Genomic DNA, 23,089 nt, shown 5'->3' on the forward strand with positions numbered 1-23,089 from the left:
ACCGGGAGAGCATCAGCCGAGCAAGCTCGGCTCTACGGTGGATTCCCTGCGACAGCTCCTGCCGCGTAACCAAGGCGCGCCGACTGTTCAAGCCAGGTCGGCGAGCGGATGGGCATCGGCCGGCCACGGCGAGACGAAAAAGGCCTCCACCCAGCGCGCATCGGCATGCGCCAGCGTCGCCGGCGTCCAACGCGGCTTGCGATCCTTATCGATCAGCAGCGCGCGGATGCCTTCGACGAAGTCGCCATGCGCGGCCACATGCAACGCGACGATGCATTCCAGGCGAAAGGTGTCGGCCAGCGACAGCGAGGCCGCGCGGCGCTGCAGTTCCCACGCCAACCGGGTCGACCCCGGCGCGCCAGCGGCCAGCGTGGCCTGCGCGGTCTGCAGCCACGGATCATCGTCACTCTGCGCGGCGTTGATCGCCTCGACGACGGCCTCCAGCGTCGGCCCCGCGACAAGGCCTTCGATCAGGGTCGCGTGCGTCTGCAGCGGACCGCCCGCGGTCTTCATCGCCATGCCCTTGAGCAGGGCGGACAGCGCGTCGCGATCGGCCTGCGCCTCACCACGCCAAGGCAGGGCCGCCAGCGCTTCCAGTAGCGCGTCATGCTGGCTGCTCTCGAGACAGACATCGGCCAGGCCCGCATAGATGGCATCGCTGGCATTGAGCGGTGCGCCGGTGAGCGCCAGGAACAGTCCCGCGCCGCGCGGCACGCGCGACAGCAGCCAGCTCCCGCCGACATCGGGGAACAGACCCACGGTGATCTCCGGCATCGCCAGCTTGGAGCGCTCGGTGACCACGCGATGGCTGGCGCCGGACATCAGGCCGATGCCGCCGCCCATGACGATGCCATGGCCCCAACACAGCAGCGGCTTGGGATAGGTATGGATGAAATAGTCGAGGCGGTACTCCTCCTCGAAGAACGCACTCGCGTACGTGTTGGCGGTGATGTCGTCGCTGCCGCTGTCGCGATACGCACGCATGCTGCGATACAGCCCATGCAGGTCACCACCGGCGCAGAACGCCTTGCCGCCCGCGCCCTGCAACACCACGCAGGCGATGGCCGCATCGTCGGCCCAGGCGCGCAGCCGCGCGTCCAGCAGGCGGGTCATCTCCAGCGACAGGCCGTTGAGCGTCTTGGGGACGTTGAGCGTGGCGATGCCGATGCGCTTGCCGTCCACGCCGCTGCGTTCTTCGAACAGCACTGGGACTTCGAGCGGGGTCTGCGCCATGTTCATGCGTTGCTCCACTGCGGCGCGCGCTTTTCCAGAAAGGCGGACACGCCTTCGACCTGGTCGGCGGTATCGAACAGGTCGACGAAGGCCTCGCGCTCGGCCACCAATGCTGCGGCGAAGCTACCGCTGCGCGTGGCCTGCACCAGCGTCTTGCACGCGGCCACGCTGGTCGGGCTTTGTTTGCCCGCCCGATGCGCCCATGCGAGCGCGCGCGCCAGGCCCTCTCTCTTCGGCACCACGTCCTCGACCAGCCCGATACGCAGCGCGGTGGCCGCATCGACGCGCTCACCCAGCAGGATCATGCGCTTGGCCCAACCCTCCCCGACCAGCCGCGGCAGCGCCTGTGTGCCTCCCGCACACGGCAGCAGGCCGACGGCCGCTTCGGGCAGGGCCAGTTGTGCATGGTCCTCGGCGATGCGCAGATCACAGGCCAGCGCGCATTCCAGACCGCCGCCCATGGCGTAGCCGTTGATCGCGGCGATGGACACGCCGCGGAAGGCAGACAGCGCCTCGAAGGCCTCGCCGAAGCGGCGCGCCGCTTCGCGTGCATGGGCCTTGTCGCCATTGGCGAACTGCTTGAGGTCCGCCCCGGCCGAGAAGAATTTCTCGCCCTCGCCGGTGACGACCAGCGCGTAGATCCCGCGATCGGCGTTGAGGGCGGCGACCAGGTCACGCAGCGCGGCCAGGCTGTGCACGGTCCAGGTGTTGGCCGGCGGATTGGACAAGGTGACGATGGCGACGTGGCCGTCGGCCTCGGCCTTCAGACCGGTGTGCGATGCGGTGCGCCAGCTCATCGCAGCGCCTCGTCGCTGCTGAGCAGGTGCCGCGAGATGATCACCCGCATGATCTCGTTGGTGCCCTCCAGGATCTGGTGCACGCGGCAGTCGCGCAGCAGGCGCTCGACCGGGTACTCGCGGATATAGCCGTAGCCGCCATGCAGCTGCAGGGCGTCGTTGCAGACCGTGAACCCCGCATCGGTGGCGAAGCGCTTGGCCATCGCGCACCAGACCGTGGCGTCTGCGGCGCCGGCATCGAGCTTGCGCGCGGCGGTGTGCACCATCTGCCGTGCGGCCACCAGTTCGGTCGCCATGTCGGCCAGCTTGAACTGCAGCGCCTGGAACTCGCCGAGCTTCTTGCCGAACTGGCTGCGCTCGCCCAGGTAGCGTCGCGCCGCATCCAGCGCGCCCTGTGCGGCGCCCAGGGAGCACGCGCCGATGTTGATGCGGCCGCCGTCCAGCGCCTTCATCGCCATGCGAAAGCCGTCGCCTTCCGTGCCCAGCAGATTGGCCGCCGGGATGCGCACGCCTTCGAAGCTGATCCCGCGCGTGGGCTGGCTGTTCCAGCCCATCTTCTCTTCCTTGCGGCCGTAGGTGATGCCCTTGGCATCGGCCGGCACGACGAAGGCGCTGATGCCGCGCGCGCCGGGCTCGCCGGTGCGCGCCATCACCACCAGCACATCGGTGGCGCCGGCGCCGGAAATGAAGGCCTTGGCGCCGTCGAGCACGTAGTCATCGCCATCGCGCACGGCGCGGGTCTTGAGCGAAGCCGCATCCGAACCCGCGCCGGGTTCGGTGAGGCAGTACGAGGCCAGCTTCTCGCCGGTGACCAGTCCCGGGCACCAGGCCTCGCGCACGGCCGGCGTGGCGTGGCTGGCGATCAGCCAAGTGGCCATGTTGTGGATGGTGATGAAGGCCGCGGTCGAGGGATCGACGCTGGCCAGTTCCTCGAACACCACCGCCGCATCCAGCCGCGACAGGCCCAGGCCGCCGACGTCCTCTGGCGAGTACAGCCCGCAGAAGCCCAGTTCGCCGGCCTTGGCGATGGCCTCGCGCGGGAAGATGCATTCGGCATCCCAGCGCGCGGCGTGCGGGGCGAATTCCTTGTCGGCGAAGTCGCGCGCGGCCTCGCGGAAGGCCTGCTGCTCTTCGGTCAGTTCGGCCGCGTCGACCGGGAGTTTCATCACTGCATTCATGGCATGGCGCTCCGGCGGCTTACTTCAGGCTGATGGTGGTGTTGACGCCATGGCCCAGCGTCTCGTCGTCGAACCAGCGCGCGGTGACCGTCTTGGTCTGGGTGTAGAACATCACCACCTGCTTGCCGTAAGGGCCCAAGTCACCGAGCTTGGAAGCGCGCGAGCCGGTGAAGGAGAACAGTGGCACCGGCACCGGGATCGGCACGTTGATGCCGACCTGGCCCACGTCGATGTCCTCCTGGAACTTGCGCGCGGCGGCGCCAGACTGGGTGAACACCGCCGTGCCGTTGCCGTTGGGGTTGGCGTTGACGAAGTCGATGGCCGCATCGAGCGAGTCGACCTCCACGATCACCAGCACCGGCCCAAAGATTTCCTCGTCGTAGATCCGCATGCCCGGCTTGACCCCGGAGAAGATGGTTGGGCCGACGAAGTTGCCCTGCGCGTGGCCATCCACCTGGGGCTTGCGGCCATCCAGTTCGAGCTTGGCGCCTTGGGCGATGCCCGATTCGATCAGGTCCTGCACGCGGGTACAGGCGGCCGGCGAGATCAGCGGACCGACGTCGGTGTCCTTGGCGTGGCCGGGGCCGACCTTCAGCGTCTTGGCCTTTTCGACCAGCTCCGGAATCCACTCGCGCGCCGCGCCGACCAGGACCAGCGTGGAGGCCGCCATGCAGCGCTGTCCGGCCGCACCGAACGCCGCACCGGCCATCGCGTTGAGCGTCTGCTCCTTGTTGGCATCGGGCAACACGACGGCGTGGTTCTTGGCGCCCATCATGCACTGCACGCGCTTGCCGGCCAGCGAGGCGCGGTGGTAGACATGCGTGCCCACCTTGGTCGAACCGACGAACGACACCGCCTTGATGTCCGGGTGGTCGCAGATCGCGTTGACCACCTCCTCGCCGCCGTGGACCACGTTGAGCACGCCCTTGGGGATACCGGCCTCCAGCGCCAGTTCGACCAGGCGCATGGTCACCATCGGGTCCTGCTCGGACGGCTTGAGCAGGAAGGTGTTGCCGGTGGCGATGGCCATCGGGAACATCCACAGCGGGATCATCGCCGGGAAGTTGAACGGGGTGATGCCGGCGCACACGCCCAGCGGCTGCATCAGCGTGTAGGTGTCCACGCCGCCGGCCACGTTGTTGGCCAGCTCGCCCAGCTGCAGGTTGCCGATGGCCGCGGCGTGCTCCACCACCTCCAGCCCGCGGAACACATCGCCCTCGGCATCGGGCAGGGTCTTGCCCTGCTCGGCGGTGAGGATGGCCGCCAGCTCGCCCATGTGCTCGCGGATCAGCTGCTGGTACTTGAGGAAGATGCGCGCCCGGGTGCCGATCGGCGTCTTGCGCCAGGTCTTGAAGGCGGCCTTGGCGGCGGCCACGGCGCGGTCCACCTCCTCGACGGTGGCGAATGGCACCTGCCCCAGCACCTCCTGCGTGGCCGGATTGACGATGTCCTTCCAGGTGGTCGTGGTGGAGTCGACGAAGGCTCCGTCGATCAACAAGGACATGCGCGGGAGTTCGGCGTTCATGGGCGGCCCAGAGCGATCTAGAAGAAAGGATTCGCATTGTTCGCAATGCAGGCCTCACTTTCAGCCTGTTTTTTGCTTAATCTGGTGAAATCCATCGAGATCGCTGCGAATATTGCGAACATGCCCAATACCCGACGCCAGTTCGGCCTGCGCCTGCAGCGCCTGCGCCAGCAACACGGCCTCACCCAGGCCCAGCTGGCGCAGGCGCTGGGGCTGTCCCCCAGCTATCTCAACCAGATCGAGCGCAACAAGCGCCCACTGACCCCGGCCGTGCAGGCGCGCCTGCGTGAGGTGCTGGGCGACACCGCCCGGCTGTTCGACACCGACGACCCGTTCGCCCTGGTCGACCCGCTGCACGACACGCTGGTCGCGCTGGGCCAGCCCGGCGTGAGCATGACCGAACTGCGCACCCTGGCCGGCAACCTGCCCCAGGTCGCCCACGCCCTGCTGGACCTGCACCGCGAGCACCGCGCCCTGCGCGACCGCGCCACCGCCCTGGAACTGCAGGTCGGCGATCCCGGCGTCGGCACGCCAGCGCTGCTGTCGCCCGGCGACCAGGTGCGCGATTACTTCAATCGCCTGGGCAACCACCTGCCCGAGCTGGACGATCTGGCCGAGCACCGCTTCGCCGAACTCGGCCTGGTAGTCGGCCACACCGCGCCGCGCCTGCGCCAGCTGCTGGCCGACCGCCACGGCGTGCTGGTCGAGGTGCACGCCGCCGGCGGCCACGAGAAGCGCCGCTTCGATGCCGCCACGCGCGTGCTGCACCTGCCCGGCTACCTGCGACCCGGCCAACAGGCTTTCCAGATGGCCGCGCAGCTGGTGCTGCTGGAGCATGCCGACCTGATCGCCGCGTTGACCGCGCGTGCCGGCTTCGACGACCCCGAGCGCATCGCGCTCTCCCGCATCGGCCTGTCCAACTACTTCGCCGGCGCGCTGGTGATGCCGTACGGCGAGTTCCTGCGCAGCGCCGAGGACAGCCGCTACGACATCGAATGGCTTGCGCACCGCTTCGGCGTGGGCTTCGAGGCGGTGTGCCACCGCCTCTCCACCCTGCAGCGCGAAGGCGCGCCCGGACTGCCGATCTTCTTCATGCGCGTGGACCGCGCCGGCAACGTGTCCAAGCGCCACTCCTCCACCGACTTCCACTTTTCGCAGGTCGGCGGCTCGTGCCCGCTGTGGATCGTCTACGAAGCCTTCAACCAGCCCGGCCGCGTGCTGACCCAGGTCGCGCGCCTGCCCGATGGCCGCCGCCACTTCTGGCTGGCCCGCCAGGTCAGCAGCGGCCCGGTCGGCTACGGCCAACCGCGCAAGACCTTCGCCGTCACCTTGGGCTGCGACCTGCGCCATGCCGAACGCCTGGTCTACGCCCGCGGCATCGACCTGCGCGCCGAAAGCGCCGTGCCCATCGGCCCGGGCTGCCGGACGTGTGAGTGGAGTGATTGTTTGCAGCGCGCGTTTCCGGCGCTGCCGCGGTTGGGGGCGGTGGTGCGGTGAGCCTGGTGCACGCGCGCAACATCCCAGGTCCAGGCGACCATCACCGGCGCCACGATCCATGTGGCAACTCTACGTTGCGTTCCGCCGCGGCCAGCGCCTGGATCAAGCCGGCGCGGTCGAATGGCACGCAGTAGGCCGGCTTGGCCCGTTCAAAGCGCCAACTGTCTCGCAGAGGTCCGGCATCCACCGCATCGAAACCAAGTGCGTCGGTCCAATCAACGACTCGCTTCACTGCAACGGGATCATCACCGGCGACGGGTAGCGCGCGCCGTCCAGGCGTGCCGGAAAGCGACGCATCTGTATACAGGTCGCGTGCAAGAACGGCGCTGAATGCCTTGACCACGGTGGATCGAGGAAGGCACTGCGCAACCCACTCACTGGTCGTGATGCGATGGGTGTCAAAGCGCGCGATGCGGCCGTCCCGGTCCGGGTAGTAGTTGTTGGCGTCGACGATGAGCTTGTTCGCCAGAGATGCCGTCGGGAGCGATACAACGGCAGGAAGGGGAATGGCGATCACGATGAGATCGGCGAAGACGATGACTTCTTCGATCATTCCGACCTGGGCACCCGGCAATTGGCGCGAGACCTCACCCATGTGCTCCGGCCTGCGCGAACTAGCCAGTCGTACCTGTTGGCCCGCGGCAAGCGCCAGATGCGCGATGCCGCGGCTCTGCAAGCCCGCGCCGATGAATCCAATATTCATGCGTATTTCCATGATGTGGGGGGCAGGCATGGTGATTCACGCTTCACTGTGGATAAATGACGATCTGGTAGCTGGATCAACAACTCGATGTCTCGAATGGACTTCAACCTCGCTGCGATGGAAGCCTTCGTCAAAGCGGTAGAGACCGGCTCGTTCGCAGCCGCCGCGCGCGCGTTGGATGTATCGCCACAGATGGTGGCCAAGCACGTCGCTGCGTTGGAACGGCGCTTGGGCGCACGATTACTCAATCGCACCACGCGCAAGCAGGCGCTGACCGAGTTGGGCCATGCGTATCACCAACGCTGCCGATTGATCCTGGAGGAGGTGCTGTCAGCCGACGCACTGGCGCAGACATTGACAGTGGTGCCACGCGGTGTATTGAGAATCAGCGCGCCGATAACATTCGGCACATATCGCGTCGTGCAGTTCCTCGCCGACTTCATGACCGCGCATCCTGATATCGAAGTCGACCTCGTCCTAACCGACCGCCTTGTCGATCTAACCGAAGAAGGGTTTGAAGCCGTCTTCCGGCTCGGCGATCTGCCCGATTCCAGCTTGGCCGCCCGAGCGCTGGAACCCTATCGCCTGATCGCCTGCGCTTCACCGCGCTACCTGGATCGACATGGCGTCCCCGACACGCCCGAGGCGCTGACCGGGCATGCCTGCATCAACTTCATCTATGCCCGCTCGCCCTTCGAGCGAGAATGGCAATTCGCCCGCGACGCTCGGATCCACAAGGTCAAGACGCGTGGACGCCTCCGTGTCAACGAGGGTTCGGCCCTGCTTTCCTCGGCACTCGCCGGACATGGCGTGGTCCTCGCGCCAGAGATGCTGGTGGAACAGGCACTGCAGCAAGGACGCCTAATCCGCGTACTGCCGGACTACGAAGGACCGTCGCGCCCCCTGCACCTGATCTTCGATGCCAACCGCCAAAAGACCGCCAGGCTGCGCACCTTCATCGAGGCCGCCAGCCTGGCGTTTGGACCGGCCGGACGCGGCGCCTAGACCGGCGAGGCTCCTCAGAACGGGGTCGGATTGACTTCTCGCGAGCTGCGGAGTTGCGACAGGATCAACTTTCCCGAACGCGCGTCTTCGGCGGTCGCATTGGCAGTTTCGCTTGGCGGTGCGACACGTTTGTTGCCTTGGGCGGATTTGCTGGAGCTTGGCGGTTCACGGATTGACGGCTCGCCCAAGTTCCAAGTGCTCCATCCAAGATGCGTCGGATGCCGGAGGCCGCAGGGGGGCGGCTCCAACATTCTGTCGACGGCCGCACGACCAAACAGACCGGCGGCTGCGCAGCGATGTTCCAGACTCACTGCCTTTCTCTGGCTCCGCTCCTGGAGCGAGCGGGCCGCCCGACATGCCGCATACGTATGCATCGACCAGACGGCTGTTGTGCGATCGCACACGCGCCATGATCGCTCGCCACAACGGGCGGAGGGGCACGGCGATGGCGACTTCTATGGCGGAACGGATGGTAAGGCTGGCGCTTGCATGCGCCGTGGGCGTGATCCTGCTGCTGCCCTGCCGCGCACGGGCGGCGATCGATGCGAACCTGCTGGGCGGGCGCTTCGATGCCAGCGCCACCAACGTCACCTTTCGCGTCTACTCGTCCACGGCAACCCACATCGAGGTCTGGGTCTACGCCAGTGCCACCGGCGCCACCGAGAATGCCCGATACGCGCTATCGAACAACACGACGACCCACGTGTGGTCCGGCAGCATCCCGGTTTCCACACTGCGCGCGGCCGGCGTCAGCGGCCCGGTGTACTACGGCTACCGCGCCTGGGGTCCGAACTGGACTTATTCGGCATCGTGGATGCCCGGCACCTCCACCGGTTTCGTGGCCGACGTGGATGCCGCGGGCAATCGCTTCAACCCCAACAAGCTGCTGTTGGACCCGTACGCACGCGAAGTCAGCCACGACCCGATCACCACGACCTGCCAGGACGGGACGCTCTACGCCAGCGGCCCTGGCTACCGCACGCTCGACAGCGCCGCGTGTGCGCCCAAGGGGATCGTGCTGACGGGCGACACCACCTCCACCGGCAGCAAGCCCACGCGCGCGTTCAAGGATGAGGTGGTGTACGAGGTGCACCTGCGCGGACTGACCAAGAACGACACCACGATCCCCGCCGCCAAACGCGGCACCTACGCCGGCGCGGCGCTCAAGGCCCCGGCGCTTGCCGCCCTGGGCGTCACGGCGGTGGAGTTCCTGCCGTTGCAGGAGACCCAGAACGACCAGAACGACATCGACCCCAACTCGGACAGCGGCGACAACTACTGGGGTTACATGACGTTGAACTGGTTCGCGCCCGACCGTCGCTACGCCAGCGACCAGACCCCGGGCGGGCCGACGAAAGAGGTCAAGGCCATGGTCAATGCCTTCCACGACGCCGGCATCAAGGTCTACGTCGATGTGGTCTACAACCACACCGGCGAAGGTGGGCCGTGGGGCGGCGGTGACGGCGTCAGCACCTACAACGTGCTCTCGTGGCGCGGGTTAGATAACCCGACCTACTACGCGCTCACCAGCGACCGCCAGCATCCGTGGGACAACACCGGCGTCGGCGGCAACTACAACACGCGCAACCTCATCGCCCAGAATCAGATCGTGGACTCGCTGGCGTACTGGCGCGACACGCTGGGTGTGGACGGCTTCCGCTTCGACCTGGCCTCCGTGCTAGGCAACAGCTGCCAGCATGGCTGCTTCAACTTCGACAAAAATGACGGCGGCAACGCACTCAACCGCATCGTTGCCGAACTGCCTCCGCGCGCAGCTGGCGGTGGGAGCGGCGTGGACCTGATCGCCGAGCCATGGGCCATCGGCGGCAATTCGTATCAGGTCGGGGGTTTCCCGGCAGGCTGGGCGGAATGGAACGGCCAGTACCGGGACACCGTGCGCAAGCTGCAGAACAAACTCGGCGTGGAGACGGTGACGCTGGGCACACTGGCCGCGCGCGTGGCCGGCTCCTCGGACCTTTACGGCGACGATGGACGTAAGCCGTGGCATTCGGTGAACTTCCTGGTCGCGCATGACGGCTTCACGCTCAACGATCTGTACGCGTTCAACAGCAAGCAGAATGCGCAGCCGTGGCCGTACGGCCCGTCCGACGGCGGCGAGGTAGCAACAACAGTTGGGACCAGGGCGGCAACGCGCAGGCGCAGCGGCGCGCGGCGCGGACGGGCATGGCGCTGTCCCTGCTCAGCGCCGGCGTGCCGATGCTGACTGGCGGTGATGAGGCATTGCGCACGCAGTACGGCAACAACAACGCCTACAACCTGGACTCGCCCGCAAACTGGCTGGACTGGACACGGCTACAGGTCGAGTCGGACTTCGAAACCTTCACCCGGCGCCTGCTGGCGTTCCGCAAGGCGCACCCCGCGCTGCGCCCGGCGAACTTCTATTCCGGCAGCGATGGCAACGGCAACGTGATGGAACAGTTGCGCTGGTTCAAGCCCGACGGCAGCGTGGCCGATGCGGCGTACTTCGAAAACGCCAGCAACCATGCGCTGGCCTGGCGTATCGACGGCAGCGAATTCGGCGATCCGTCGCCGGCGATCTACGTCGCCTACAACGGCTGGTCCGGCGACGTCGACTTCACCCTGCCTTGGCCGGGCACAGGCAAGCAGTGGTACCGCGTCACCGACACGGCGATCTGGAACGAGGGTGGCAACACCGTCGCCTCGCCCGGCAGCGAGACGCTCGTTGGCGGCGAGAACACGCACTACGGCCTGCAGGCACGCTCGCTGCTCCTGATGATCGCAAAGTAGGCTTTCGCCAGCCTTGCGGCATGGCCCGCCATTTTGCGCAGGCGATTCGCGTTTGGCTGCCTTGGGCGGGTCCTGCAACGCTTGCTGGTCGCGAGGCCACACGCCCGACCGCGCTTCGGTCCGGAAGCGGGGTCGGAGCGCAGGTTCGGTCACGGGCGGCTGGTTCAATGGCGGAAACAGGCGGTGTGAGCCATCTGCCTTGCCCCTGATCCTCCCACCGCCCGGCTGACGCGGGCCGGGTTTCCCCGGCCTGTTCATTCACCCCGGAAACTTCGGGAATTTCTCGTTGGGGTGGTTCTTCTTCCACTCGTTGAAGGCGGCGGTGCCTTCCCAGGCGGCGAAAGCGCGCGGGGTGCGGCCACGGCCGGTCCAGGTCTCGCCGGTGTGCGGCAGCCAGTACTTGGGGGCGACGGTCTGCTTGGCCGGGGCGGCGGCCTTCTTCGGCTTGGCGCCGCTGATGACAAAACCGGCGATCTCGGACTTCTGGCGGGCATTGAACTGCTCGGCATAATCCTTCAGCAGGGCCACGATCTGGTCGAAGGCTTCGCTGCACTGCTGGCCGCGCAGCTCGACTTCCTGTTCTTCCAGCTTGCGCAGTTCGTCGGCGAGCCGGGCCTTGGCCTCGGCGATGGAGGCCAGGTTCGGCGTATTGGGGGAACTCATGCGGATTTCTTGCCCTGACGGGAAACGGGCCGCCATTCTCGGCGTTCGGCGGGCGGGCGGCAAACCGGGCCGGTCGCTCGGTCCAACCGGGTATCGGGATGCCGGCAACCGGCTGCCAGCGCTAGCCGTGTCCGGCCGCGCTCAGGGATGCAGGGCCAGGCCCTTGATGGTCTTGTCCACCGCCTTTTTGCCGCCGCGGATGGCGTAACCGACCAGATTCATGTGCTCTGGATCCTCAGCGGCGAACGCGGCGCGATTGGCCGCATCGTGTCCGGTGGAGAACATGGCCTGGACAAAGGCGAGCCGGACCAGCTCACACTTCAGCGCACCGGCGTGCACCGCCTGCAGTTGGGCCAGGTCCGCCTGGAAGACCATCACCGGCTGGATGAGCATGCGTCCGTAGACGCGCTGCGCCGCATCCACGTAAGGCTCGCCCAAGGCCTCTGGCGCGGCCGCCGCGATGCCGGTGGACAGGAAGGCCACGACATTCAGGCGCTGCCAGACGGCCAGGTCAAGACGCACGATGAGCGCGACTTTGGTATCGAACATGGGGCGGGTTCCGGTGAGGATGCCCGCAAGCCTGGGTCAGCTCAGGGCATCAGGTCTGGAACGTTTGTGCAGCTGCGTCGGTAGGCCGCCGGCGTCAGTCGGTACGCACGCCGGAACCAGCGGCCGAGGTGGCTCTGGTCGGCGAAACCCGTCTCGGGCGCCACGCTGGCCGGCTGCATGCCACCGGCCAACAGCGCGCGCGCCGCGCGCAGACGCAGCCGGATCAGGTAGGCATGCGGGGACAACCCATAGGCCTGGGTGAACTGCCGGGTGAGCCTGAAGCGATCCATCCCGGTCATCTTCGACAGGTCATCGAGTCCGATGTCCTGCGCCAGGTGCGCATGCAGCGCCTCACGGACGCGCACGATGGCCGCGTCCACTGGCCGGCTCGCCGGGCCGTGCCGGGAGCGATGCCTGTGCAGCGCACGCAGGAGTGCGTCCAGCGTCTGGTCGCGCGCGAGCCGGCCTTCGCAGGCATGGAGCGCACTGAACGCTCCACTGATGACCGACACCAGCTCGGGATCGTGCTGCAGGATGTGCTTAGAGGCGGCGCGGTCTGCGCGTGCTTCATCCTGCCCGAGCCGCTCCGCCCATTGCACCAGTACGGGCTGCGGGATGTACAGCATGGCGTAGGTGAAGCCCTCCCGCTCCGGCGCGCGCCCGTCGTGGACTTCGCCCGGCTCGATCAGGATGGCGCGCCCTGGCGTGCTGACATGGACTGCGCGCCGACAACGGAACTGCTGGACGCCTTGCTGGGTGAAGCCCACCAGCAGTTCGTCGTGATCGTGCGGATCGTAGGCGTGGCCGCCGAAGTGGGCCTGCACCGTCTCGATGCCGGTCTCGCGATCCCTGCGGAGCGCGATCCAGTCCCGCGATACCGGCCTAGCCCGAGGCATGTTCACCGCGCCATGTTACCCCCGCTCGGTCGGCTGGCCCGGGGGCCGACCGTCTCTTGCCGAGCGGCCCCGGCGTGTTCTACCCCACGTGGCACGCCGGGGGCCTGTGGGCCACGGCTCAGTTCGCCGCGGCCTCCTGGTTCGTCGCGGCGGACTCGGCCGCGGGCATCACCGTCAGGGTGATCTTCGATGGGTACTGCGGGCCGTGGTGCACCACGTTGTGGGCGATCACGCCGTGGTCCTCGTCGACGTTGTTGCCGCCGGTGTTGAGGTTGCGGTCGAAGCGCGGGAAGTTGCTGCTGGACACGTCCACGCGCAGCGTGTGCCCGGGTTTGAAGTAGTACGCGGTATCGATCGGCTGGAAGGTGACCGGCACCACCTGGCCCTTTTCCATCCACGCCAGCGGCTTGTCATAGCCGTTGCGGTAGCGCATACGCTGGATGTTCTCGGTGATGTTCATCGCGCGGCCGTCCGGGAAGACGTCGATCAGCTTGAAGGTGAAGTCGGTGTCCTTGGCATCGGAGGACACGTACAGCGTGACGGTCACCGGGCCGCTGACTTCCATGCCCTTTTCGAAAGGCTTGGTGTCGTAGACCAGGATGTCGTTGCGGGTTTCCTGCTGACGCTGGTCGAAGGAGCCGAACTTGGTCGCGCCCTGGCAGCACCCGCCGCCGCCCAGCGTGGGCACCGGATTGGTCGGGTCATAGGTGAACTTGTCCGATTGCGCGGTCGTGGGCAGCGTGGCGCTCAGCACGCCGTTGCCGTACAGCGTGTTGGCCTGGCCCTCGCTGCCGAAGTACAGGTCCTGCGTGGTCACCCCCGCCGGCGGCCAGGTCTGCGCATTCTTCCAGCGGTTGGCACCCATCACGTAGTACATGACCTTGGGCTGCTTGGCGACCACCGGGCTGTCCTCGCCCTTGAGGTACTGGTCGAACCAGCCGTAAACCAGGGCGTCGTAGTCGAAGCGGGCATCGCCCATGTCCATGTCGCCCACCATGGTGTGCTCGCTGGAACGCTTGTAGGCGCAATGCAGCACCGGGGCGATCACCGCGTACTGCTGCTCGGCGATGGCCTTGTCGGCGGTCTTGCGCACCTGGTTGTAGGCGGCCAGGTTGGGCGAGACCGACACATCGAACCAGCTCATGAACCACAGGCCCGGCTTGTTGATCTTCTGGTCCTCGTGCCACAGCCCGCCCTTGTACCAGGCCGGGCTGTTGGGCGTGCGCGCGACCATGTTGCCGCCGGTGGCCACGGGCATGACCGTGTCGTAGATGCCGGGCGGACCGCCGACGGCCTTGATGATGTCCTTGCTCGGCAGATGCCAGAACGCCTTGTCCCAGTCGACCTTGGGCATCTGCGGGGCCAGGTCGAAGAAATGCGAAGCGTTGATGAGCTCGTCCTGCGTGGTGCCGGCCGGAAACATCGGCCGCACCTGGTTCTGGATGCCGTAGTCGTAGATCCATGACACGAACAGCATCTGCATCGCGCCGCCGCGATACCAGTTGCCCTGCTCGTAGTAGGGACCGACCTTGCCCACGCCGGCACCGAAGCCCTGCACGTTGAAGGTGGTCAGCGCCGGGTTGCCCTGTGCCACCACCGCCAGTTGCCATTCGGCCGTAGAGGAGCAGCCTGTGGTGCCGACCTTGCCGCTGGCCCAGGGCTGCGAGGACATCCACTTCAGCTCGTCGGTGGCATCGCTCAGCGGCATGCCGAGGATGTCGTAGTTGCCCTGGGAGAAGAAATGCCCACGCTCCTGCATCTGCACGAACGCATAGCCATGCTTGACCGCGGCGATCTGCTGGCTCATGTCGCGCGGCGCGCCCAGCTTCACGTCCCAGAAATTGAAGTTGTACGGCGTGCGCGAAAAGATGATCGGAAACTTGCCCTCGCCCTTGGGACGATAGACATCGGCCGCCATCAGCTTGCCATCGCGCATCTTGACCATGACCTTGCGGTCGATCACGGCGATCTGTTCCAGCTCGGCCTCCAGCGCGTTGCGCTTGGCGATCAACTCGGCATCGGGATCTGCGTTGCGCTGGGCGAACGCCGGCGTCGCCCCCAGCAAGGTCAGTCCGCAGGACATGAGTGCCGCGCCGAGCAAGGTGGCGCGCCGACGGATCAGCATGGAGGTATCCCCGAGGTCAAACCCCGGAGTCTCTCCCAGATGCATGGCGTGCGGAAGAGGCAGTGGAACTGCCGGATGACACCGCGCTCCCCTTCGCAGAGGGCCAAGCGCGGCAGGCGCATGGCGGCACCCGCGGCTGCGACATGACAGGCAGCCCGGTTGCGCATGGGGCCAAACGACGTGATTTCGCCAGAAATTACGCCCAAATCTTGGGGCCCATGGTTGCAGAGGTAACCGCCGCGGGCGATGTCCCAATCAGCGGGAATGCCCGTCGCCACGCAATTGTCCGCATGGCGTCAATTCTGGTCTGATCCCGTCCCCGGACAGGTCACGCGCCTGACATGGCCGCGCCGGTTTCGCACGAGCGCGCCGCCGACTCCATTCTTTCAAGATGCCCCTCGCCCTATGACTGCAGACACCAAGCATCCCGCCGCCGCGCAGGCGCCACACCCGCACCAGGCGGCGCTGGACTATCACCGCTGGCCGCAGCCGGGCAAGCTGGAAGTGGTGCCGACCAAGTCGGTGCGCACCCAACAGGACCTGGCCCTGGCCTACTCGCCGGGCGTGGGCTATGCCTGTGAGGCCATCGTCGCCGACGCGGGCCAGGCGCACTTCATGACCGGACGCGGCAACCTGGTGGGCGTGATCACCAACGGCACCGCCGTGCTGGGGCTGGGCAACATCGGCCCACTGGCCGGCAAGCCGGTGATGGAAGGCAAGAGCATCCTGTTCAAGCGCTTCGCCGGCGTGGACGCGTTCGACATCGAACTGGACGCCAACGACCCGGACAAGCTAATCGAGATCGTCGCGGCGATGGAGCCGACCTTCGGCGGCATCAACCTGGAAGACATCAAGGCCCCGGAGTGCTTCGCCATCGAACGCACCCTGGCCGGGCGCATGAACATCCCGGTCTTCCACGACGACCAGCACGGCACCGCGATCGTGGTGGGCGCGGCGGTGACCAATGCGCTGGGCCTGGTCGGCAAGCGCATCGAGGACATCCGCCTGGTGGTGTGCGGCATGGGCGCGGCCGGCGTGGCCTGCGTGGACATGCTGGTCTCGCTGGGCCTGCAGCGCGGCAACATCCTGGCGGTGGACCGCAGCGGGGTGATCCACAGCGGCCGCGGCAACCTGGACGCGAGCAAGGCGGCCTACGCGCGCGACACCGAGGCACGCACGCTGGCCGATGCGCTGGTGGGCGCGGACCTGTTCCTGGGCCTGTCCGGCCCGGGCACGCTGACCGCCGAGATGCTAGCCACGATGGCCGCCGATCCGATCGTGCTGGCGCTGGCCAACCCGTATCCGGAAATCCTCCCGGCCCAGGCCAAGGCCGTGCGCAGCGATGTGATCGTCGGCACCGGGCGCTCGGACTTCCCGAACCAGATCAATAACGTGCTGTGCTTCCCCTATCTGTTCCGCGGCGCGCTGGACGTCGGCGCCACGCAGATCGATACCGGGATGAAGGTGGCCTGCGTACAGGCCCTGGCCCGGCTCGCCCTGAGCCAGACCGATGCCGAGGGCCACGTGGTGTTCGGCCGCGAGCGCCTGATTCCGCATCCGCTGGACCCGCGCCTGCTGGTCGAGCTGCCCGCCGCCGTCGCCAAGGCGGCCATGGACAGCGGCGTGGCCACCCGCCCGATCGCCGATCTGCAGGCCTACCGCCAGCGCTTGGCCCAGCTGTCGGCCGACCTGGCGGCGCGTTGGAACACCGCCGAAGGCTGAGCCTCGCCAGCGCGCACGGCCGCACGCAGGCGCGCCATCACGCCCTGGGGCGTGGCACTTCGCACCCTGCCTCAGCGGCCGGCCGCGGTGGCGTTCAAGTCCGTCGTGGGCACCAGACCGTCGCCGCAGAAGATCGCGTACATCGCGGTCAGCAACTGCTCCACCCGTGCATCGGCGATGCGATAGAAGATCGAGCGCGACTGGCGGCGCGTGGCGACCAGCCCGGCCTGACGCAGTTCGGCCAGTTGCTGGGACAGCCCAGGCTGGCGGATACCGGTGGCCTGCTCCAGCGCCCCGACCGACAGCTCGCCCTGCGAGAGCTGGCACAGCACCAACAGGCGCGAGGGCGTGGCCACCAGGCGCAGCAGCTCGGCCACTTCGGGCACCTTGGCCTTCATGGCCGCCAGTTCGGCACGCTCGCCGCCGCTCATGCCGGATTCCTGACGGCGCGGCACGGCTGCCGCCTTCCCGCCGATCTGGCCACGACACGGACGACGCGCGCGCGGGGCGCCGACGGGAAACCCGCCATGGCAGGGGGGGCAAACAACATGCAGATCCTTGGTCGAACGCGGCAGCGGGGCGCCGCACAGTCTAAGAGCCGCCAGCGGCGAACGGCACCGACGCCCCGGCGAAACGAGATACTTGCATACTTTAATAAATAACGTAAGTATTAGCCATTCTCAGCCAGGGCCTGCCCATGCGCACCGCCGGTTCCGATCCAAACCTCGCCCTGGCCTGCGCCACGGTCGATGACGCGCTGCAGGGCCGCGCCCCGCGCCCGCAGGTGACGACGTTCTTCGACCAGGCCACCTTTACCGCCAGCCACGTTGTGCGCGATCCCGGCAGCGATGCCTGCGCGATCATCGACAGCGTGCTGGACTTCGACATGGCCAGTGGCCGCACCGCCAAGCATTCAGCCCAGCTGCTGCTGGACTTTGTGCGCGATGCGGGGCTGCGCGTGGAGTGGCTGCTGGAAACCCACGCCCACGCCGACCACCTCTCCGCCGCCCCGCTGCTGCAGGAACGCCTGGGCGGGCGCCTGGCCATCGGCCGCCACATCACCACCGTGCAGGAGACCTTCGGCGCGGTCTTCAACGCCGACGCCCGATTCGCCCGCGACGGCAGCCAGTTCGACCGGTTGATCGCCGACGGCGAGACCTTCCGCATCGGCGGGCTGCAGGCCACCGCCCTGCACGTGCCCGGCCACACCCCGGCGTGCATGGCCTACGTGATCGGCGACGCGGTGTTCCCGGGCGACACGCTGTTCATGCCCGACTACGGCACCGCGCGCTGCGACTTTCCCGGCGGCAGCGCGCGCACGCTGTACCGGTCGATCCGCCGCCTGCTGTCCCTGCCCGGGCAGGCGCGCGTGTTCCTGTGCCACGACTACAAGGCCCCGGGCCGCGACGACTACGCGTGGGAGACCACCATCGAGGCCGAGCGCAGCGGCAACATCCACCTGCACGAAGGTGTGGACGAGGAAGCCTTCGTGCAGATGCGCGAACAGCGCGATGCCACCCTGTCCATGCCGCGCCTGATCCTGCCCTCGGTGCAGGTGAACATGCGCGGCGGACACCTGCCCGAGCCGGAAGACAACGGCACCCGTTACCTGAAGCTGCCCCTGGACCTGCTGTGAGCGCGCCGGCGGCCATCGCGTGGTATTGGCCGGTCATGGGCGGAGCCCTGATCGGGCTGGCGGCCGGCGGCTACCTGCTGCTGCTCGGGCGCGTCGCTGGCATCTCCGGGTTGATCGCCGCGGCGACCGGCCTGGCCCGCAACGCCGCCCGGGGACTGGCGGCGTGGTTCCTCATCGGGCTGCTGTGCGGCAGCGCCGTCGCGATGAGGCTGCGCGGCATGCCGGACCTGCAGGTCACCGGCAGCTGGCCGCTGCTGGTGGCCGGTGGCCTGCTGGTGGGCTATGGGACCCGGCTGGGCTCGGGCTGCACCAGCGGCCACGGGGTGTGCGGGCTGGCGCGCCTGTCGCCGCGCTCGATGGCCGCCACCGGGGTGTTCATGGCCTGCGGGGTGGCCACGGTCTGGGTGGTGCGCCACCTGCTCGGGGGTGCGGCATGAAGGGGCTCGCCGCGCTGGCCTGCGGGCTGCTCTTCGGCCTTGGCCTGGTGATCTCGGACATGGCCAATCCAGCCCGCGTGCTGGCGTTCCTGGACGTGGCCGGCGCATGGGATCCGTCGCTGATCCTGGTCATGGGCGCCGCGCTGGTGCCCTCGACGCTGGCCTATCGCCTCTATCTGCGCCGCCAGCGGCCGCTGCTCGAAGCGCAGGGCCAGCTGCCCGTTGGCGGTCGTCCCGACGCGCCCCTGGTCATCGGGGCGGTGCTGTTCGGCATCGGCTGGGGCCTGGTCGGTCTGTGCCCCGGGCCGGCCGTGGCCGCGCTGGTGACCGGGCGCTGGCCGTTCGTGCTGTTCGCCCTGGCCATGCTCGGCGGCATGGGCCTGCACCGTGTTCTGCACGCGCGTCGGTGAGGCGGGCCAACCGCGCGGACTTCAGAACCCGAAGCGCCCGAACCCGCCGTCCACGGCGATGCATTCCCCGGTGATGTAGCTGGCCGCCGGCAGGCACAGGAAGGCAATCGCCGCGGCCACTTCTTCCGGCTCGCCGATGCGCTGCAGCGGCGTGCGCGCCAGGACCTGCTCGTAGTGGTCGGTGTCGGCCAGCGCGGCCGCGGTGCGCGGGGTGAGGATGGCCCAGGGCGCGACCGCATTGACCCGGATGCCGGCCTCGGCCCATTCGGCCGCCAGGCTGCGGGTCATCTGATGCAGCGCGGCCTTGGCCATCCCCTCGACCGTGGCGCCCCGTATCGATGCCAGGCCGCTGACCGCACCGACGTTGACGATGCTGGTCGCCGGGTGCCCGGCCAGCAGCGGCTGCGCGTAGCGACACAGCTCAAAGGCCGAGAACAGGCTGGTCTCGAATACGTCCCGCCACTCGTCCTCGCCCAGTTCCAGGGTCTCGCCGGTCAGCGTCGCGCCCACGGCATTGACCAGGATGTGCAGGCCCTCGCCCTGGTCCTCCACCCAGTCCAGCAGCGCACGCCGCTCCTCGTCGATGCTCACGTCGGCGGCGAAGCCTTCGATCAGGCGCTCTGGGAACTGGTCGGTCAGCTCATCGCGGGCCGCTTCCAGGGTGTCGGCATCGCGCGCGGCCAGCAGCACATCGCAGCCCAGCGACAGCAGCTCGCGCGCCGTGGCCAGGCCGATGCCGGCACTGGCGCCGGTGACCAGGGCCAGCTGTCCATCCAGACGCCAGCGGAGATTGGACATCGAGCAACTCCCGTGAAAAGTCAGCGCACCCACGCCATGCCGATCGAGGCTGGCGCGGTGGGCCTGAAACCATACTGCGCATACAGCCGATGTGCATGACCGTCCGCGATCAGACTGACATACGCACCGGGCGGGACATGGTCCTGCAGGTAAGCGCCGATCGCGCCCATGATCCGCTTGCCCAGGCCGCGTCCCTGGTGCGCGGGCAGCACGGCGATGTCCACGACCTGGTAGAAGCACCCCCCGTCCCCGATCACCCGCCCCATCCCGACGGGCTCGCCCGCGCACAACACCTGCACTGCGAAGCAGGAGTTGGGCAGCCCGGCAGCGGCAGCGGCTTCCGATTTGGGGCTCAGTCCCGCGGCAGCGCGCAGATGACGGTAGACCGCGATGGAAGGCGGCTGCTCGAGCAGGGTGTATCGAGATGACAACGGATCATGCATGCGCGTGCGCTGGCAGCAGCTGGGTCAACGCGCGTTGTACACCACGACCCACAACATGCCGAGCACCGGCGCGAGCACCGCGCCGGCCAATGCGCAGCGCGTGCGCGACAAGCCCCGCAACGGCGTCACCAGCGCGGCCACGACGGCGCACAGGCCCAACCAGAACACCGCCAGCCCAGCACCATGAAAGACCCAGACGACCTGGGCGGGCTGGCTCAGCCGCCACAGGCCAAAGGCCAACCCGGCCATCGACGGCGCAAACAGCAATGCGCCTGCGAATGCGTAGCCCGTGCGCGCAGACCACGGCACTGCGCTGGCCGCTGCCTTCCCTTTCGACATTCCCTGTCCTCCAGCACCTGCCGCGCACCGGCGTAGGATAGCCGTGCATCCAACGTGAGACCTCTGCCATGCCTGCATTGCGCATCGCCATCGCTTTGTCGTGTCTGGGCTGTCTGGCGCTGGCCGCCTGCAGCCCACCCAGCACGCCACAGCCGGAAACGCCGCCGCAGCCGCAGACCGCCGCCGCGCGTGCCCTGCACGATCCACTGGATCGCGCCAAGGCGGTAGAGGGACAGGTGCAACAAGCCAAGGCCGCGCAGGATCGGCAGATCGAGGCCGACACCCAGTAACGGCGGCACGGCATTTTCCGACACGCCGATCGGATCAAAAAAAGCGGGCCAGTGGCCCGCTTTCTTTCATCCTGCCTGCGGTGCGGTTACAGCCCGCAGAAGCAGTACGCCAGCTCGGTCACCGGCTTGGCGCCGGGCTTGCGCGCCATCGCATCCTGCACGAACTGCAGCTGCTGGGCGGTCTGCGGCATGGCCTTGAGCAGCATCGCCTGGGCAAAATCCGAGTGTCCAAACAGCGCCTTGCCCACCGGGTTGCCAGCGGCATTGGCGATGAACTGCTCGAAGGGCGACAGTTCCTTCTCCACATAGCGCACGCGGTAATCGCCGGCCTTGCCCAGCTTGGCGCGCGCGGCGGCATCGGCGATGGCGTCCTTCAGGCCGCCCATCTGGTCGACCAGCCCACGCTCCATCGCCTGCTGGCCGCTCCACACGCGGCCACGGCCGATCTCGTTGACCTGCTCGACGGTCTTGTGCCGGGCGGCGGCCACCCGACCGGTGAAGTCGGCATAGCCCTTGTTGATCACCGCCTGGATCACCTCGCCCACGGCCGGGTCCATCGGCTTGGTCGGGTCGAACGCACCGGCAAAGCGCGTGGTGCCCACGCCATCGGTATGCACGCCGATCTTGTCCAGCGCACGGGCGAAGTTCGGGATCAGGCCAAAGATGCCGATCGAGCCACTGATGGTGGACGGGTCGGCATAGATCCGATCGGCGTTCATGCTGATCCAGTAGCCGCCGGACGCGGCCAGGTCGCCCATGGACACCACCACCGGCTTGCCGGCCTGCTGCAGGGCGACGACCTCGCGCCGGATCTGCTCGGAGGCGAACACCTCGCCACCGGGTGAATCCACGCGCATCACCACGGCCTTGACCTTGTCATCGTCCAGCGCCTGGCGCAGCAGCGCCGAGGTGCTCTCCCCGCCGATGCGACCGGCCGGCTGGTCGCCGCCGCTGATCTCACCGGCGGCCACGACCACGGCCACCTGCGCGCGCTCGTCCAGGGCCAGCGGACGCTTGTCCAGCTGGGCCAGGTAGGCGTCCAGGCCGATGTGGCGGAAGCCCAGATCGTCCTTGTCGTCATCGTCGGCCACGCCGCGCTTGGTCAGCAGTTCGTCGACCTCGCGCTGGGTCTTGAGTCCGTCGACCAGCTTCTGCTGCAGGGCCAGCTTGGCCAGGTCGCCACCGGCGGCGGTGACCTCGGCCGGCAGGTTGTCGATGCCGGCGGCGATGGCCTGCGGGTCCAGTTTGCGGGCCTTGCCCACGTCGGCCAGGTAGCGGCCCCAGATGTCGTTCATCCAGTACAGGTCCGCTTCCTTGGCGTCCTCGGAAGCCGCATCCAGGATGTAGGGCTCGGCGGCGGACTTGTACTCACCCACGCGGAACAGGTGCACGTCCACGCCCAGCTTGTCCTGCAGGCCTTCGCGGAAGTACTGGCGGTAGCGGCCCAGGCCCTCCATCACCACGCTGCCCATCGGATCCAGGTAGACCTCGTTGGCCTGCGCGGCCAGCAGGTACTGGCCCTGGCTGATGTTCTCGCCGAAGGCCACGATCTGCTTGCCCGAGGCGCGCAGGTCGGCCAGCGCGGCAGCCACCTCACGCAGCGAGGCGTAGCCGCTGGCCTGCAGCTTGTCGAAATCGACCAGGACCCGCTCGATCTTCTTGTCGTCCTTGGCCGCCTCGATCGCGCGCAGCAGGTCGCGCAGCTGGAGCTCGTTGCCCTCCTGGCCGAAGGCCTTGGACAGCGCGCGGCTGGCCGGGTCGGAGCTGTACTGTTCCACCAGCGCCGCATCCGGAGCGATGACCAGGGTGGTGCGGTCCAGCAGCGGCCGGGGACCGCCACTGCCCTTGGCCAGGGCGATGATGACCAGCACCGCGATCAGGAACAGCAGGCCGAAGAAGACCAGGTTGAAGATCAGGCGGCGGGTGAAATTCATCACGTCCCACAGACCGATGAAGAATCGGCTGACGGGATCGCGGCGGACGGGCTGGTTCATGGGCGGCAACGCGCTCTCTACGGGAAGCTGGCCGCCAGCTTAGCCGCTGCGGCGCCACACCGGCATGCCCCACACGTCAT

Annotated in this window: 22 protein-coding genes and 1 pseudogene; 9 read left to right on the plus strand and 14 right to left on the minus strand. The window is 67.9% G+C overall.

What is annotated here, in order from left to right; all coding sequences use genetic code 11:
• Window positions 1–87 precede the first annotated feature (87 nt).
• Genes ACORQU_RS03180 through ACORQU_RS03195 form a run of 4 tightly spaced genes read right to left on the minus strand, consistent with a single transcriptional unit; the run spans window position 88 to window position 4,733 of the window.
• The gene (locus ACORQU_RS03180; RefSeq protein ID WP_491643389.1) at window positions 88–1,239 is read right to left on the minus strand and encodes an enoyl-CoA hydratase/isomerase family protein; all 1,152 of its coding nucleotides are present in this window, start codon (window positions 1,237–1,239) and stop codon (window positions 88–90) included.
• The gene (locus tag ACORQU_RS03185; RefSeq protein ID WP_491643391.1) at window positions 1,236–2,030 is read right to left on the minus strand and encodes an enoyl-CoA hydratase; all 795 of its coding nucleotides are present in this window, start codon (window positions 2,028–2,030) and stop codon (window positions 1,236–1,238) included. The genes ACORQU_RS03180 and ACORQU_RS03185 overlap by 4 nt, the downstream gene beginning before the upstream one ends.
• Window positions 2,027–3,208 (minus strand): acyl-CoA dehydrogenase family protein, encoded by a 1,182-nt coding sequence (locus tag ACORQU_RS03190; protein ID WP_491643393.1) that lies wholly within the window; start codon window positions 3,206–3,208, stop codon window positions 2,027–2,029. Before ACORQU_RS03190 ends, ACORQU_RS03185 begins: the two co-directional genes overlap by 4 nt.
• 19 nt (window positions 3,209–3,227) lie before the next feature.
• Window positions 3,228–4,733: a CoA-acylating methylmalonate-semialdehyde dehydrogenase gene (locus ACORQU_RS03195; protein WP_491643395.1), complete on the minus strand. Its 1,506-nt coding sequence runs from the start codon at window positions 4,731–4,733 to the stop codon at window positions 3,228–3,230.
• A gap of 120 nt (window positions 4,734–4,853) precedes the next feature.
• On the opposite strand from ACORQU_RS03195, the gene ACORQU_RS03200 reads away from it, so the two are divergent.
• Window positions 4,854–6,230, plus strand: coding sequence for a helix-turn-helix domain-containing protein (locus tag ACORQU_RS03200; protein WP_271646935.1), 1,377 nt, complete (start codon window positions 4,854–4,856; stop codon window positions 6,228–6,230).
• Window positions 6,231–6,270: 40 nt separating this feature from the next.
• Here ACORQU_RS03200 and ACORQU_RS03205 read toward each other — a convergent pair whose 3' ends face one another.
• Window positions 6,271–6,933, minus strand: coding sequence for an NADPH-dependent F420 reductase (locus ACORQU_RS03205; RefSeq protein WP_271646936.1), 663 nt, complete (start codon window positions 6,931–6,933; stop codon window positions 6,271–6,273).
• A 96-nt stretch (window positions 6,934–7,029) separates the two neighbouring features.
• Between ACORQU_RS03205 and ACORQU_RS03210 the strand changes: the two genes are divergently transcribed.
• The 3 genes from ACORQU_RS03210 to ACORQU_RS03220 all read left to right on the plus strand — a co-directional run bounded on the left by ACORQU_RS03210 (window position 7,030) and on the right by ACORQU_RS03220 (window position 10,707).
• Window positions 7,030–7,938, plus strand: a complete 909-nt coding sequence (locus ACORQU_RS03210; protein ID WP_271646937.1) for a LysR family transcriptional regulator — start codon at window positions 7,030–7,032, stop codon at window positions 7,936–7,938.
• A 496-nt stretch (window positions 7,939–8,434) separates the two neighbouring features.
• On the plus strand, window positions 8,435–10,162 hold the full coding sequence (locus ACORQU_RS03215) for an alpha-amylase family glycosyl hydrolase (RefSeq protein WP_491643398.1): 1,728 nt from the start codon (window positions 8,435–8,437) through the stop codon (window positions 10,160–10,162).
• Window positions 10,123–10,707 (plus strand): hypothetical protein, encoded by a 585-nt coding sequence (locus ACORQU_RS03220; protein WP_491643400.1) that lies wholly within the window; start codon window positions 10,123–10,125, stop codon window positions 10,705–10,707. The genes ACORQU_RS03215 and ACORQU_RS03220 overlap by 40 nt, the downstream gene beginning before the upstream one ends.
• Before the next feature lie 258 nt (window positions 10,708–10,965).
• Here ACORQU_RS03220 and ACORQU_RS03225 read toward each other — a convergent pair whose 3' ends face one another.
• The 4 genes from ACORQU_RS03225 to ACORQU_RS03240 form a co-directional block, all read right to left on the minus strand.
• Window positions 10,966–11,370, minus strand: a complete 405-nt coding sequence (locus ACORQU_RS03225) for an H-NS histone family protein (protein ID WP_271646940.1) — start codon at window positions 11,368–11,370, stop codon at window positions 10,966–10,968.
• 141 nt (window positions 11,371–11,511) lie between these two features.
• A complete protein-coding gene (locus tag ACORQU_RS03230) occupies window positions 11,512–11,919 on the minus strand; it encodes a DUF2000 family protein (protein WP_491643402.1) in 408 nt (135 codons plus the stop codon).
• A gap of 41 nt (window positions 11,920–11,960) precedes the next feature.
• On the minus strand, window positions 11,961–12,815 hold the full coding sequence (locus ACORQU_RS03235) for an AraC family transcriptional regulator (RefSeq protein ID WP_491643404.1): 855 nt from the start codon (window positions 12,813–12,815) through the stop codon (window positions 11,961–11,963).
• A gap of 118 nt (window positions 12,816–12,933) precedes the next feature.
• Window positions 12,934–14,940 (minus strand): CocE/NonD family hydrolase, encoded by a 2,007-nt coding sequence (locus tag ACORQU_RS03240; protein ID WP_491643405.1) that lies wholly within the window; start codon window positions 14,938–14,940, stop codon window positions 12,934–12,936.
• 405 nt (window positions 14,941–15,345) lie between these two features.
• Here ACORQU_RS03240 and ACORQU_RS03245 point away from each other — a divergent pair.
• A pseudogene (locus ACORQU_RS03245) lies at window positions 15,346–16,617 on the plus strand (malic enzyme-like NAD(P)-binding protein); the annotation flags it as partial.
• A gap of 116 nt (window positions 16,618–16,733) precedes the next feature.
• On the opposite strand, the gene ACORQU_RS03250 reads toward ACORQU_RS03245, so the two are convergent.
• Entirely contained in the window at window positions 16,734–17,060 is a 327-nt protein-coding gene (locus ACORQU_RS03250) for an ArsR/SmtB family transcription factor (protein ID WP_271648489.1), read from the minus strand.
• Window positions 17,061–17,359: 299 nt separating this feature from the next.
• Between ACORQU_RS03250 and ACORQU_RS03255 the strand changes: the two genes are divergently transcribed.
• From ACORQU_RS03255 to ACORQU_RS03265, 3 genes are read left to right on the plus strand one after another with little or no spacing between them, the layout of a single operon-like run.
• On the plus strand, window positions 17,360–18,298 hold the full coding sequence (locus tag ACORQU_RS03255; protein WP_491643407.1) for an MBL fold metallo-hydrolase: 939 nt from the start codon (window positions 17,360–17,362) through the stop codon (window positions 18,296–18,298).
• Window positions 18,299–18,312: 14 nt separating this feature from the next.
• On the plus strand, window positions 18,313–18,735 hold the full coding sequence (locus tag ACORQU_RS03260) for a YeeE/YedE family protein (protein WP_491644942.1): 423 nt from the start codon (window positions 18,313–18,315) through the stop codon (window positions 18,733–18,735).
• Window positions 18,732–19,145, plus strand: coding sequence for a DUF6691 family protein (locus ACORQU_RS03265; protein ID WP_491643409.1), 414 nt, complete (start codon window positions 18,732–18,734; stop codon window positions 19,143–19,145). The genes ACORQU_RS03260 and ACORQU_RS03265 overlap by 4 nt, the downstream gene beginning before the upstream one ends.
• A gap of 21 nt (window positions 19,146–19,166) precedes the next feature.
• Here the strand turns inward: ACORQU_RS03265 and ACORQU_RS03270 are convergent, their stop codons facing one another.
• The 3 genes from ACORQU_RS03270 to ACORQU_RS03280 are packed head-to-tail and all read right to left on the minus strand — an operon-like array spanning window position 19,167 to window position 20,725.
• Entirely contained in the window at window positions 19,167–19,943 is a 777-nt protein-coding gene (locus ACORQU_RS03270; protein WP_491643410.1) for an SDR family oxidoreductase, read from the minus strand.
• A 20-nt stretch (window positions 19,944–19,963) separates the two neighbouring features.
• Window positions 19,964–20,386 (minus strand): GNAT family N-acetyltransferase, encoded by a 423-nt coding sequence (locus ACORQU_RS03275; RefSeq protein WP_491643412.1) that lies wholly within the window; start codon window positions 20,384–20,386, stop codon window positions 19,964–19,966.
• 24 nt (window positions 20,387–20,410) lie between these two features.
• On the minus strand, window positions 20,411–20,725 hold the full coding sequence (locus tag ACORQU_RS03280; protein WP_491643414.1) for a hypothetical protein: 315 nt from the start codon (window positions 20,723–20,725) through the stop codon (window positions 20,411–20,413).
• A gap of 68 nt (window positions 20,726–20,793) precedes the next feature.
• Between ACORQU_RS03280 and ACORQU_RS03285 the strand changes: the two genes are divergently transcribed.
• Window positions 20,794–21,015 (plus strand): hypothetical protein, encoded by a 222-nt coding sequence (locus ACORQU_RS03285; protein ID WP_491643415.1) that lies wholly within the window; start codon window positions 20,794–20,796, stop codon window positions 21,013–21,015.
• Window positions 21,016–21,101: 86 nt separating this feature from the next.
• On the opposite strand, the gene sppA is transcribed toward ACORQU_RS03285, so the two are convergent.
• A complete protein-coding gene (sppA, locus tag ACORQU_RS03290) occupies window positions 21,102–23,009 on the minus strand; it encodes a signal peptide peptidase SppA (RefSeq protein ID WP_491643417.1) in 1,908 nt (635 codons plus the stop codon).
• Window positions 23,010–23,089: the final 80 nt, after the last annotated feature.

It is taken from the genome of Pseudoxanthomonas sp. JC1303, assembly GCF_058448525.1.